The sequence below is a fragment of the Intestinibacter sp. genome, from assembly GCF_034113885.1.
GTDB lineage: Bacteria > Bacillota > Clostridia > Peptostreptococcales > Peptostreptococcaceae > Intestinibacter.
Genome location: NZ_JAXEWM010000131.1, coordinates 43,849 through 57,984 on the forward strand (window position 1 = coordinate 43,849; position 14,136 = coordinate 57,984).

Genomic DNA, 14,136 nt, shown 5'->3' on the forward strand with positions numbered 1-14,136 from the left:
CCTCCTCAATTATTTAGTTAAAGTATATGTTTTAAATCACCTATAAACAAGTATTAATTTATATAAAAATAGAAACCCCAAGTACAAACTCAAGGTTTCTATAAGTCATAATATTAATTTTATAGGATCTTAATTTCAAAATTAATCAGCGTAAAATAGATTCTAACCTACTTCACAGCGCTATCTATATAAAATCTTATAAGCAAGCCTTTAACACTTCTAACCCTTTACTTATTTCGTCCATTGATATTACAAGTGGAGGTAATAATCTAACTACATGTTCTCCAGCTGTTAAAACTAATAATCCTTTTTCTGCAGCTGCTTTTTCAACATCAGCAGATTTTCCTTTTATTTCAACACCTATCATTAGACCTTTTCCTCTGACTTCAACTATTTCATCTAAGTTCCAAGATTTTATAGTATCCATTATATATTGACCTTTTTTAGCTACATCATCTAAAAATTCTGGTTTAGCTAATTCATCTAAAACCACATTTGCAGCTGCCATAGCTAATGCATTTCCACCAAATGTTGTACCATGATCTCCAGGAACTAAAACATTTGACACTTTTTCATTTGCTAATATTCCACCAACTGGAATACCACCTGCTAATCCTTTAGCCATTGTAACTAGGTCTGGTTTTATATCGAAGTTTTGGAATCCAAATAATTTACCAGTTCTACCCATACCAGCTTGTACTTCGTCGCATATTACTATGATATCTTTTTCTTGGCATAATTTAACTGCTTCTTCTATGAACTCTTTATCAACTGGATAAACTCCACCTTCACCTTGAACTGCTTCAAATATGAATGCACATATAGTTTCATCTTTTAATGCTTCTTTAAATGCTTCTATATCGTTTTTATCTACATATTTATATCCAGTTGGTAGCGGATAGAAATATTTGTGGTAAGCTTCTTTACCAGTAGCCATTAATGATGCCATTGTTCTACCGTGGAAAGATTTATTTAAACTTAAAACAGTACCTCTATCTCCACCGTATTTTAAATCACTGTATTTTCTAGCTATTTTCATAGCACCTTCATTTGCTTCTGTACCTGAGTTACAGAAAAATGCTTTATCGTATCCACTTAATTTTATTATTTTTTCCCCTGCATTTACATGTGGTTCATTGAAGAATATGTTTGAGCTGTGAAGTAATTTTGCAGCTTGTTCTTGTATAGCTTTAGTTAGCTCTGGATGACCATATCCTAAAGCAGAAACACCTATTCCACTAGTAAAATCTACATATTCTTTTCCATCTATATCTGTTACAGTAGCTCCTTGACCTTTATCTATAACAACAGGTACTTGAGCGTAAGTTTTCATAAAATTGGCATCCCATTTATCTTGTATTTTTTGAGTATTTGGTGTTAATTCCATTTAAAACATCTCCCTTTTTTCAATATATTAATTATTATCCCTAAATTCTCTAAAATATCTTTCTATTAAACACTGTAAAAATTAATCTATTAAAGTTCCTACCCCTGCATCTGTAAATAATTCAGTTAGAAGTGAATGTCTAACTCGACCATCTAAGATATGAACTTTTTTAACCCCTTGATTTAAGGCATCTATACAACTATTTATCTTTGGAATCATTCCACCTGTTATAACTCCATTTTCAAATAGTATTGGTAGGTCTTCTTTATATACATGAGATATTAAGCTATCATCCATTGAAGGCTCTTCTAATAAACCTGGTACATCTGTTAAAAGAATGTATTTTTCTGCTTTAAGTGCCCCTGCTATTGCAGAACCTGCTATATCTCCATTTATATTATAAACTTGACCTTCTCTATCAGCTCCTATTGTAGCTATCATAGAAATATATCCAGCATCAAGGTTATCTCTTATTATTTGTGGGTTTACTTCAACTATTTTTCCTACATATCCTAAGTCTTCTTTTGTTGGTTCACAAACTAACATGTTTCCATCTATACCACAAAGACCTATCGCATTTCCACCTCTTTGGTTTATTTTTGAAACTAGTTCTTTGTTAACCTTTCCTGCAAGAACCATTTGTACAACTTCCATTGTATCTTCGTCTGTGTATCTTAATCCATTTATAAATTCACTTTGTATTTTTAATCTGTCTAACATTTTGTTTATTTCTGGTCCTCCACCATGAACCACAACTATGTTTATCCCAACATAACTCATAAGAATTATATCTTCCATAACAGATTCTTTTAATCTTTCGTTTTTCATTGCATTTCCACCATATTTTATTACCATAGTTTTACCACTATGCTTTTCAATATATGGAAGCATCTCGATTAACATTTTCGCTTTGTCATCATTAAATTTCATAACTATTCATCCCCAATTTCAACTTTATATTTTTAGTTATCTAACTTCTATAACTACCATTAATTCTAACATATTCGTAAGTTAAATCACATCCCCAAGCGTTGGCTCTTTCGTCCCCCATTTGAAGATCTACTATTATAGTTACTTCATCATCTTCCAATATACTTCTTGCTTTCTTTTCGTTAAATTGTAATGGTTCACCATCTTTACAAACTTCTATATATCCTTTTTTACTTTCAAATATTATATCTATCTTGTTAGGGTCAAATTCAGAACCTTCGCATCCTATAGCACATAAAATTCTTCCCCAGTTTGCATCTGCACCAAATACCGCTGCTTTGACCATAGTAGATGTTATTACTGCTTTTGATAATCTCGCTGCAATTTCTTCTGTTTGAGCACCTTCTACAACACATTCTATAAGCTTTGTAGCACCTTCTCCATCTCTAGCGACTAATTTAGCAAGCTCTGTGCATATATAAACTAGTGCTTGTAAAAATGTATCGTAATTTCTGTCTTTTTCAGTTATTTTAGTATTTCCAGCTTTTCCATTTGCTAGAACTATAGCCATGTCGTTTGTACTTGTTTGACCATCTACACTTATTCTATTGAAGCTTTTGTTTGTCGCATATCTCAATGCTTCTTGTAATAAGCCTTGATCTATATCTATATCTGATGTTATAAAGGCAAGTACTGTTCCCATATTTGGATGTATCATTCCTGAGCCCTTAGCCATTCCTCCTACGACAACTTTTTTACCATCTATATCAATAGATACTGTAATTTCCTTTTTGATCATGTCAGTTGTCATTATACCTTCTCTAGCTGCCATATGACCTCTTTTGCTAAGCTGGCTAGCTAATTCACCGACATTATTTTCTATTAAATCTATTTTTAATGGCTCTCCTATAACTCCTGTAGATGCAACTAAAACATCCTCTTCCTTTAAGTTCAATACTTCTGCTGTTGCCTTTGCCATTCTGAAGGCGTGATTTAATCCTTCTTTTCCATTAAAAGTATTTGCATTTGCACTATTTATAATTATCGCTTGAGCCTTTCCGTCTTTTATATGTTCACTTGTAACATATATTGGATTTGCCTTTATTTTATTTTGTGTGAATACTGCAGCTGCGTTACACATTGTATCTGAATATACAAGTGCTATATCTTTTTTCTCTACGTTTCTTCTAAGACCTACATGCATTCCAGATGCTGTAAATCCTTTTGCAGCTGTAACTCCACCTTTAATGATTTCCATCAATGTTCCTTTCCTCCTTAATTTTTATTTATTAAAAGGCTGTTGCCATTGTGCTTAGACCTTCACATTCATCGAATCCAAGCATTAAGTTCATGTTTTGTATAGCTTGCCCAGCTGAACCCTTAACCATATTATCTATTGTTGAACAAATAATTATTTTTGATTTATTTTCATGCACAGATATAGCACATTTATTTGATAATCTAACGTGTTTTACTGTTGCTACTTGTCCTAATGGTAACACATCTACAAATGGTTTATCCTTGTAAAAATCAGCCAATTCACTTTGTATCTTTTCTACTGTAACGCCTTCAGCTTTTTCACAGTAAATAGTTGATAATATTCCTCTATTCATTGGTGATAGAATTGGAGTAAATATTATTTCTACTGATTCTCCAGCTGCATCAGTTAAGTTTTGTTCTATTTCTGGAGTATGTCTGTGGTTTCCTATTTTATAAGGAGCCATATTTTCGTTTATTTCTGGATAATGACTAAGTAATGAAAGTCCTCTACCAGCTCCAGTTACTCCTGATTTTGAATCTGCTACTATACCTTCTTTTTTTATTAATTTAGATTTTAATAATGGCATAAGAGGTAATGATATACTAGTTACATAGCATCCTGGATTAGCTACAACTCTTGCATTTTTTATTTCGTCTTTATAATGTTCACAAAGACCATAGGCAGCCTCTTCATGTAATTTTTTATCTATGAAAGATACATTATACCATTCTTTATAGATTTCTTCATCCTTTAATCTAAAATCTGCACCTAAATCTACAACTTTTTTTCCTTCTTTAACTGCTTGTAATACAAATTCTTGGCTAACTCCATGTGGTAAAGCTGTAAATATAAAATCACTGTTTTTTATTACATCTTCATTATTCATGCATTTCATATCATTTCCTATACCTACACTTGGATAAACCTCTGTTATACTTTTATCTACAAAAGAGTTTGATCCTATAGCAGATACTTCTGCGTGTGGGTGTGCATTTAATAATCTTATTAATTCTACCCCTACATATCCTGTTGCTCCTATTATTCCTACTTTTACTTTACTCATTTTATTCAAATCCCCTTTATCATTTTTTGCAAATTATTTTTATCAAAAAAGCCCCTTGAAATCTATTCAAGAGGCGAAATTCCGCGGTACCACTCTTATTAATAAATTTCTTAAAATAAAGCAATACACAAATTTAGTATATTAAAAAAGTCCCTTGGTTAAAAAACCAAGAGACGAATATTCCGCGTTACCACTCTTATTGATAAGAAACTTATCCACTCTACTCTTTTAAGGCAAGATTACCTGTCTCCCTACTAAAATTCTGGAGACATTCTCCAAAGCTCTTTTCACTATAAGTATCCTTACTTGGCTTCCACCATCCCAAGCTCTCTATAAATTCAGCTTATGCTACTCTCTTCATCATCGAATTTATCTTATTTACATTTTAAATAGTTATATTACTAAGTTATATATATAAAATAATATAGAACTTTTAAAATTATGTCAATAAATTATTTTTATTTTATGAATTAAATTTTTTCTTTAAGTTCATCTATTGATAAATCGATTAATGCTTTAATTTTCTTTCTTCTTTCCTTTATATCTTTATTTTCTTCGATTATTTTTTTTCGTGCTAATCCTAAAAGCTCTATGTACTCTCCATAGGACTCGTCATATTTTTCTTCTAGTTCTCGTTTTATTTTCGCTGACAATGAAGGACTGTTACCTCCTGTAGATATACTTAAAAGCAATTCTCCTCGCTTCACATATGATGGAACTGTAAAATTAGAAAGCTCTTTGTCGTCTACTACATTGACTAATTTTCCCTTTTGGTTGCAATAAACTCCAATTTCGTGATTTATCTGCTTGTCGTTAGTTGCTGCTACTACTACGAAAGAATCCTCTATGTATTTTTTATCGTATTTATCATAAATCATATCTATTTTTTCTTTTATTTCTTCAAATTCTTCTATAAATTCTTTTGATACTACTGTTACTGTTTTATTAAAGTTTAAGAAATTAGCCGCCTTTCTATACGCAACCTTTCCTCCACCGATTATTGTTATTTTCATTTTATCTATATTTAAATTTATTGGATAAAGCATGTTGAATACCTTTCTTTGAAAAATTTAATTTTTATTTTAGAAATATTATATCAAATAATAAAGGCTACTACAAAATAGTTATCTACTTCGTAATAGCCTTTTTAGTATTCTAAATTTAAATAATTTTTTTCAAGCTTAAATTGTTACTAGATAGGAAGTTTTCTTCCTTCTTTTTTCCATTGTTTGAACTCAGCTGTTGCAGTTAATAAAGCATCTGTTGAAGAGTTAAGTCCTGTTTCACAAGAGTCTTGGATAACTCCTATTATGAATCCTATACCTACTACTTGCATTGCTACATCACTTGATATACCAAATAAACTACAAGCTAATGGTATAAGTAGTAAAGATCCACCAGCTACCCCAGAAGCACCGCATGCTGAAACTGCTGAAAGTAAACTAAGAATTAAAGCTGTTGGAATATCTACTGGTATTCCTAAAGTATGTACAGTTGCTAAAGATAATACAGATATTGTAACTGCTGCACCACCCATGTTTATAGTAGCTCCTAAAGGAATTGATACTGAATAGTTATCTTCATTTAATCCTAAGTTTTTACATAATTCCATGTTAACTGGTATATTTGCTGCTGAACTACGAGTACAAAATGCTGTTATACCACTATCTTTTAAGCATTTAAATACTAATGGATATGGATTTTGTTTTATGTTTAAGAATACTATTAATGGATTTACTACTAATGCAACGAATACCATACATCCTAATAATAAAGCAAGTAGTTTACCATAGTCTACGAATATTGACATACCACTTGTTGATATAGAAGTATACATTAATCCCATTATACCAAATGGAGCAAAGCTTATAACCCATCTTACTGCTTGTGTTACTGCTTCTGAAACATCTGATAATAATGCTTTAGTTTTGTCTGAAGCTTTTCTTAAAGCTAAACCAAATATGCAAGCCCAAGCTAATATACCTATATAGTTAGCTTCTACTATTGATTTAACTGGGTTACTAACTACATTTAATAATAAAGTTTTTAATACTTCACCTATTCCACCAGGTGCTGTTGCTCCTTCTGCTGCTGCAGCTGCTCCTAAATTAACTGTAACTGGGAATATGAAGCTTCCTACAACTGCTACTAAAGCAGCTGCAAAAGTAGCTATTAAATATAAACCTATAACTGTACCCATATTACTTTTTTGACCATCTTTATGTTGTGCTAATGATCCCATAACTAAGAAAAATACCAATACTGGAGCTACAGCCTTTAATGCTCCAACAAATAATTCCCCTAAAAGTCCTATAACTGTAGCTTGCTTAGCAACTACACCTAATATAGCACCAATTACTAAACCACAAAGAATACGTTTTACTAAACTAATGCTATTCCATTTTTCTATAATACCTTTCATATACCTTTAATCCCCCTTGCATATTTTTATACACATTTAGTATGAAGAAAACCTTTTCAAAACCCTTATTTTATATACTCATTCTCCATATCTATCAAATACTATACATTATTTCACCTTTATTTACCATATCAAACTAAAAAGTTCTAATTTTCCCATATATATGTATTTTTAATTTATTCAAAATTTTTAATTAATTAATTTTTTTATATTTTTTATATCAATTTTTTTCCAATTCATCGCTGTAAATCCCAGTAATGCCAGTTAATACCGATAAAAAAACTCTTCCTTTTCGAAAAAATTTTCAGGAAGAGTTTCATCAATTTTTTTATATTTTTTCTTATAAAAAATTTATAAATAAAATTTTATTTATCTAATCAATTATCTTAGCTAAATCCTTCGCAAAATAAGTAATTATAATTGTAGCTCCAGCTCTCTTTATAGACATTACAGCCTCGTAAATAGCAGATTCACTTAGTAAACCTTTCTTTACTGCTTCCTTTAGCATAGAATATTCTCCACTTACATTGTAAGCTGCTATTGGTAGATCATAATTATCCTTAAATCTTCTTATTATATCAAGATAAGAAAGTGCTGGTTTTACCATTATTATGTCTGCACCTTCTTCTATGTCTAAATCTGCTTCTATCATAGCTTCATTAGAGTTTGCTGGATCCATTTGATATGTTTTTCTGTCTCCGAATGCTGGTGCTGAATTTGCAGCATCTCTAAATGGTCCGTAAAATGCTGATGCGTATTTTGCACTATAAGCCATTATAGCTACAGTTTCAAATCCATTTTCGTCTAATGCATTTCTAAGTGCACCTATTCTTCCGTCCATCATATCAGAAGGAGCTACCATGTCTGCACCTGCTTTAGCATAGCTTACTGCTATTTTTGATAAATATTCTAATGTCTTGTCATTATCTACATATCCATCCTCTGTAAGTATTCCACAGTGTCCATGGCTTGTGTATTCGCACATGCATACATCACATATTACATCCATTTCTGGTGCGATTTCTTTTATTTTTCTTATACCTTGTTGTAAAGCTCCATTGTCGTTGAATGCTTCACTACCACAGCAATCTTTTTTGCTGTCATCAGGAACACCGAATAATATTACATGTTCTATTCCTAATTCAACTAATTCTTTAATTTCATCTTCTAGTTTATCAACAGAAAAATGATAAACACCCTCCATAGAAGGAATTTCTCTTTTTATATTTTCACCATCTACTATAAATAGAGGATAAATTAAATCTTCTTTTTGCAATTTTGTTTCTCTTACTAAATTTCTTATAGCCTTTGTAGCTCTAAGTCTTCTTGGTCTTCTTAACATTTTATTTCATTGCCCTCCTTTTAAATCGGCATATTAATCACACATAGCTTCTATCATACTTTCAATAGATGCTTTTTCTGATTCTTTATATACTTCTAAACCATTATCTAATATAGTTTTTGTAGTTATCTTTCCTATTGATATTATTTTTGTATTAGATAATTTTGATTTATTTTCTTCTCCAATTAGGTTTATAAAGTTTTTAACAGTTGATGAGCTAGCAAATGTTATATAATCTAAATTACCTTCTTCTAAAGCTTTTATAGCTTCGTCTTTTTTGCTATCGTCCATCACACTTTCATATGTTATTACTTCTGTCACGTTAGATATTTCATTTAATTTATCGACTAAGAAATCTCTAGCGTTTTTAGCTCTAGGTATTAAAATTTTGTCTTCTTTAGTTACGATATCTTTTAATTCGTCGTATAGAGATTCTCCTATAGCTTTTGATGGAACTATATCTGCTTTGATACCTTTTTTAGCTATAGCCTTTGATGTTGCAGAACCTATTGCACATACCTTTGTATTTGCAAGTGCTCTACAGTCTAATCCCATTTCATCCAGTTTATCAAAGAATATATCGACTCCATTTTTACTAGTTAAAACTAAGTATGTGTACTCTTTAAAATTTTTTATTTCATTTTCTAATTCAATATTATTTTCAACCTTTTCGATTTTTATTGTAGGTATTTCTATAGGATTTCCACCTAAATCCATTATTCTCTCTACTAACTTACTATTTTGGCTTCTTGATCTAGTAACCATTATATTTTTACCAAATAGAGGTTTCTTTTCAAAGAAGTTTAATTTTTCTCTAAGATTTACAACTGTTCCCACTGCTATTAGTGTAGGTGGCTTTACTTCTTCTCTAACAGCTACTTCATAAGCATTTTCAAGAGTTGCAGTCACTACTCTTTGATTGTAGCGAGTTGCCCAGCTTACAAAGGCAACAGGAGTGTCTTTAGCCATTCCTTCTTTTATTAAATTATCACTTATATTTTTTAGATTTGATACTCCCATTAAAAATACAAGTGTTCCCTTCATATTGGCAAGGGCATTCCAATTTATATCAGGGTTTTCTTTGCCGTCTTTTCTAAGATGCCCTGTTATAACATGGAATGATGATGCGTGATCTCTATGAGTTATCGGAATACCAGCATAACAAAGTCCACCTATTGCAGAGGTTACTCCTGGCACTACTTCAAAATCTATATTTTCTGCTTGAAGAAGCTCTCCTTCTTCTCCCCCTCTACCAAAAACATAAGGGTCTCCACCTTTAAGTCTTGTTACTATTTTTCCTTCTAAAGCTTTGTCTGCTATTAATCTATTTATTTGATCCTGTGGTAATAAATGATGGCTTGATGCTTTTCCAACATTTATAAATTCACAGCCTTTTTTAGCTTCTTTTAAATAATTTATATTGGCAAGTCTGTCGTAAACTATAACATCTGCTTTTCTTATACATTCTAATCCCTTTAATGTTATTAATTTATAATCTCCAGGTCCTGCTCCGACTAAGTAAACTTTCCCCTTCATTATTTTTCAAACTCCTTTAATACACTTTTCGCTAATTCATATCCTATTTTTGGTGCATCCTCTATCATTCCTTCTTGAGATTGAATTATAATTTTCTTTCCATCTCCATCTCCGTAAAGACCAGTTAATTTAATTTTATCTCCATTTATATCACAGTAAGCGCCCATAGGTATATGACAACTTCCATTTACACCTATCAAGAAACCTCTTTCTGCATCTATTTGAACCTTTGTAGTGTCGTCCTTTATAGAATTTATTATGCTTTCAGTTTCTTCGTCATTTTCTCTAATTTCAAGAGCTAATATTCCTTGTGCAGGAGCAGGTAGCATAATGTCAGTTGGTATATAGTAATCTATTTTTCCTTCTAAACCAGCTCTCTTTAATCCTGATGCTGCTAATACTACACCGTCAAGATTTTCTGTTTCGATTTTCTTTATTCTTGTTTCGATGTTTCCTCTTATAGGTACTATTTCTAAGTCAGGTCTATTTTTTAATAATTGATATTTTCTTCTTTTGCTTCCTGTACCTATTTTTGCACCCTTAGGTAAATCTTCTATGCTTTTATAGCCTTCCTTAAATATAAGAACATCTCTTGGATCCTCTCTCTTTGGAGAGCTTGCAAATTTAAGCCCTTCTGGAAGGTATGATGGCATGTCCTTCATGCTGTGAACTGCCATGTCTATTTCTTTATTTAAAAGGCTTTTTTCGATTTCTTTTACAAATAAGCCCTTATCTCCTATTTTATCTAGTGGTAGATCCTTTATTAAATCGCCTTTAGTTTTTATTATTTTTACCTCAAATTCAACATCTGGGTTTGCCTTTTTTAATTGATCTACAACCCAATTAGTTTGAACAAGAGCTAAATTACTACCTCTAGTTCCTACTACTATTTTCATCAATATATCTCCTTAAATCTTTCTAAGATTATTATTTTATTTTGTTGTTTTTATTTACTAATATTGTAGAAAAATATGATATTTTTTCTTGTAGATGAACATCTCTTAAGTCTTTATAGACTACTTCTCTGTCTTGAGATGAATTACTTACTAAAATAGCATTGTCTATTAAATCGTATTTTTCTAGCTTTTCTATTATTTGTTTGAAATTCTTGTACACCTTCATAAGTACTATACAATCGTATGTTTGTAATGCTGCATCTATTTTTTCTTCCTCCATAGTACATGGTATTACTATAAGCGGATCTGTATCCATAACTAGTGGGAAGTTTTGATTTGATGCTATATTTGAAAATGAAGATATTCCAGGAATAGTTTCAACTTCTATTTCATCTATTAATCTCTCCATTACATATACGTATGTACTGTATATCATAGGATCTCCTAAAGTTATAAATCCTACATTTTTTCCGCCTTTTACATCTGTTACAATTTCTTCAGCTACTTGATCCCATGCAGCCATTTTTTCGACGCTGTCTGAATTCATTGGGAAGTGTCTTTGTTTTATTTCAACAGTATCAGGTATATATTCTTTTACTATTGATAGTGCTAAGCTATCTGTTCCTTTTTTTGGTTCTGGTGTATATAATATATCTAATATTTTTAATGTATTTACTGCTTTAACTGTTACCAATGAGCTATCTCCTGGTCCAGTCCCTATTCCATAAAATTTCGCCATTATATTTCCTCCAATAGTATGTTTTTTATTATGTTAATTAGTCTTCTAATTCCTTTGCACAATCTAATGCGTGGTTTACAAATTTATCTTGTATAGCTGGATATTCACCTAAGCCTTGTAAATGTATATTTACTTTAAATCCTTCTTTTTCTAATATAGATTTCCATGAATCCTCTTCGTCACTCGCCATATCATTAGTAGCATGGTCTCCTGCAACTAGCATAAAAGGCATTACGTCTACAGTTTTTATGTTGTCAGACTTTAATTTTTTGATTACTTGATCTAATTCAGGATATCCTTCAACTGTACCTATATATACGTTCATGTCGTTATCTCTAAACATGTATTCTAATGCTGGATAAGCCGAATGGCTTTCGTGTGTAGTTCCGTGCCCCATAAATACTACTGCTTCATCTGGTTGGATTATGTCTAATTGTTTTTTTACAGCTTCAACAGTTTCTCTATAATCGTCTATTGTAGTTAAAAGTGGTCTTCCTAAAGCTATCTTTTTGAATTTAGGTTTAAAGCTTTCAACTTGTTCCTTTAATTTGTTGTATTCTTCTCCACAGATTATATGTAGAGTTTGAACTACAACCTCTTCATATCCCGCATCAGCTAATTTTTGTAGAGCTTCAACTGGATTATCTATGAACATATTATCTCTTTTCTTTAATTTATTTATTATCATATTAGAAGTAAATGCTCTGTAAAAATCATATCCTTCTAATTTTTCGCTTATTTTTTTCTCACAAACCTCTATTGTTTTCTTTCTAGTTTCATGGTAGCTTGTACCAAAACTCACTACTAATACTGCTTTTTTCATTTTTAATTTCTCCTTAATATTAATTTTTCCTCAAATTTGAAAATTAAATATCCCATAAAACTATATTACTCTTTCTATATCTTCTACTTTATTTATAACCTTTGGGTAATCTATTTGCTTTCTAGTTATTATTACAACTGGTATATTTAAGGCTTTACATGCGTTTACTTTTTCTAAAAATCCTCCTGCTACTCCGCTTTCCTTAGTAATCAATAAATCTATATTGTATTGTTTATAAGTAGCAATATTCATCTCTTCAGAAAAAGGTCCCTTCATAGCGATGATATTATCGGCATTAAGTCCTAGTGCTTCACAGCTTGTAAGAACTTCACTTGTGGGCAATACTCTCGCAATTAAATTTTTGCCTTTTAATAGCTCTATATATTTGTCTAAATTCTTGCTTCCTGTTCCGATAAATATGTTATTGCCTTTTTCTCCGGCAATTTTACAAGCTTCTTCTATATTCTCAACTATATATTTATTTTCATAGTCTATTTGCTTTATAAGAGACTCTCTCTCGAATCTCACATAATCTACATTTGATATCTTAGAACATTCTATCGCGTTGCTAGACACAACAGTCGCATAAGGATGAGTTGCGTCTATTATTTGAGTTATGTTCTTTTCTTTTATTAAAGATACCATATCCTCTATTGTAAGCTTTCCTAAAAATACATTATCTGTAGCCTTTTTCGCAATATCTCTGCCGTATTCTGTTGTTACTGAAACTATATACTCTAAATTCATGTCGTTTAATTTATTGCAAATATTTATGCTATCAGATGTTCCACCTAATACTAAAATCATGATATGTATCCTCTCTATACAGTATATCCTCTAGGAGTTATCATTAAATCATCTTTTATGTATGTAGATTTGTTTCCTATTATAACCATAGTAGTCATATCAACTCTTTCAAAATCCATTGTATCGAAAGTGCATATGAATTTTTCTTGATCTGCTCTTCCTACATCTTTTACTATTCCTACAGGAGTTGAACCATCTTTAAATTCTCCCATTATTTTAAATGCTTTTGCTAGATGTTCACTTCTACCTTTACTTCTTGGGTTGTATAGACAGATTACAAAATCAGCTTCTGCAGCTAATCTAAGTCTTTTTTCTATTACTTCCCATGGTGTCATTAAATCACTTAAGCTTATATGACAGAAGTCGTGCATTATAGGCGCTCCTAATACAGCAGCTGCTCCTATACTAGCAGTAACCCCTGGTACTACTTTAACTGGTATATCTAAATTTTGTTTAGTTATTAATTCAAGTATAAGACCTGCCATTCCGTAGATTCCAGCATCTCCACTACTTATTACAGCAACTTTTTTGCCAGTTTTAGCTATGTCGATAGCATCTTGGCATCTGTCTACTTCTTTTCTCATTCCATTTTGAACTACTTCTTTGTCTTTTATAAATTCTTCTACTAATTTTATGTAAGTTTTATATCCAACTATAACCTCTGCATCTTCCATTGCTGCTATTGCCTGTTGTGTCATTAAATCTCTACATCCAGGTCCTATTCCTATAACGTATATCATTTGTTCACTCTCCCTGCCGAAAATGTTATTCCAGTATATTTTTGTTTTTCAATAATCATATTTCCTTCACTAAGTAAATGTGCACACGGTTCTGCTACTGCATACACACCAACGTTCTTTTTCACCCATTCTGATTTTCCGTATAAATGGTCGACCTTTGAAATTTCTTCTACAGTGAAGGTATTAAATG

The 14,136-nt window shown here is 31.3% G+C and carries 14 protein-coding genes and 1 other annotated feature; all 14 genes read right to left on the bottom strand.

What is annotated here, in order from left to right:
• Positions 1 to 196 precede the first annotated feature (196 nt).
• Positions 197 to 1,387, bottom strand: coding sequence for an aspartate aminotransferase family protein (locus SPD90_RS08160; RefSeq protein WP_320924896.1), 1,191 nt, complete (start codon positions 1,385 to 1,387; stop codon positions 197 to 199).
• An 81-nt stretch (positions 1,388 to 1,468) separates the two neighbouring features.
• Entirely contained in the window at positions 1,469 to 2,317 is an 849-nt protein-coding gene (gene argB, locus SPD90_RS08165; protein WP_320623982.1) for an acetylglutamate kinase, read from the bottom strand.
• A 40-nt stretch (positions 2,318 to 2,357) separates the two neighbouring features.
• Entirely contained in the window at positions 2,358 to 3,575 is a 1,218-nt protein-coding gene (gene argJ, locus SPD90_RS08170; RefSeq protein WP_320623983.1) for a bifunctional ornithine acetyltransferase/N-acetylglutamate synthase, read from the bottom strand.
• 31 nt (positions 3,576 to 3,606) lie between these two features.
• Positions 3,607 to 4,641, bottom strand: coding sequence for an N-acetyl-gamma-glutamyl-phosphate reductase (gene argC, locus SPD90_RS08175; RefSeq protein ID WP_320623984.1), 1,035 nt, complete (start codon positions 4,639 to 4,641; stop codon positions 3,607 to 3,609).
• A gap of 166 nt (positions 4,642 to 4,807) precedes the next feature.
• Positions 4,808 to 5,014, bottom strand: a binding site (T-box leader).
• 97 nt (positions 5,015 to 5,111) lie between these two features.
• Positions 5,112 to 5,687: a precorrin-2 dehydrogenase/sirohydrochlorin ferrochelatase family protein gene (locus SPD90_RS08180; RefSeq protein ID WP_320623985.1), complete on the bottom strand. Its 576-nt coding sequence runs from the start codon at positions 5,685 to 5,687 to the stop codon at positions 5,112 to 5,114.
• Positions 5,688 to 5,833: 146 nt separating this feature from the next.
• Entirely contained in the window at positions 5,834 to 7,063 is a 1,230-nt protein-coding gene (sstT, locus tag SPD90_RS08185) for a serine/threonine transporter SstT (protein WP_320924897.1), read from the bottom strand.
• 373 nt (positions 7,064 to 7,436) lie between these two features.
• The gene (gene hemB / locus SPD90_RS08190) at positions 7,437 to 8,405 is read right to left on the bottom strand and encodes a porphobilinogen synthase (RefSeq protein ID WP_320623987.1); all 969 of its coding nucleotides are present in this window, start codon (positions 8,403 to 8,405) and stop codon (positions 7,437 to 7,439) included.
• Positions 8,406 to 8,438: 33 nt separating this feature from the next.
• On the bottom strand, positions 8,439 to 9,941 hold the full coding sequence (gene cobA, locus SPD90_RS08195) for a uroporphyrinogen-III C-methyltransferase (RefSeq protein ID WP_320924898.1): 1,503 nt from the start codon (positions 9,939 to 9,941) through the stop codon (positions 8,439 to 8,441).
• Complete coding sequence (gene hemC / locus SPD90_RS08200; RefSeq protein ID WP_320924899.1) at positions 9,941 to 10,837, bottom strand: hydroxymethylbilane synthase; 897 nt, start codon at positions 10,835 to 10,837, stop codon at positions 9,941 to 9,943. The genes cobA and hemC overlap by 1 nt, the downstream gene beginning before the upstream one ends.
• A gap of 31 nt (positions 10,838 to 10,868) precedes the next feature.
• Positions 10,869 to 11,576 carry a cobalt-factor II C(20)-methyltransferase gene (locus SPD90_RS08205; RefSeq protein ID WP_320623990.1) on the bottom strand — a complete coding sequence of 236 codons (708 nt, stop codon included), beginning with the start codon at positions 11,574 to 11,576 and terminating at the stop codon, positions 10,869 to 10,871.
• Between the two features lie 37 nt (positions 11,577 to 11,613).
• Positions 11,614 to 12,399, bottom strand: coding sequence for a sirohydrochlorin cobaltochelatase (locus SPD90_RS08210; RefSeq protein WP_320924900.1), 786 nt, complete (start codon positions 12,397 to 12,399; stop codon positions 11,614 to 11,616).
• Between the two features lie 60 nt (positions 12,400 to 12,459).
• Positions 12,460 to 13,206, bottom strand: a complete 747-nt coding sequence (cobK, locus tag SPD90_RS08215) for a precorrin-6A reductase (RefSeq protein ID WP_320924901.1) — start codon at positions 13,204 to 13,206, stop codon at positions 12,460 to 12,462.
• A 14-nt stretch (positions 13,207 to 13,220) separates the two neighbouring features.
• Positions 13,221 to 13,946 (bottom strand): precorrin-3B C(17)-methyltransferase, encoded by a 726-nt coding sequence (cobJ, locus tag SPD90_RS08220; RefSeq protein WP_320924902.1) that lies wholly within the window; start codon positions 13,944 to 13,946, stop codon positions 13,221 to 13,223.
• On the bottom strand, positions 13,943 to 14,136 hold a 194-nt coding region (locus SPD90_RS08225; RefSeq protein WP_320924903.1), incomplete at its 5' end, for a cobalamin biosynthesis protein. The genes cobJ and SPD90_RS08225, both read right to left, overlap by 4 nt.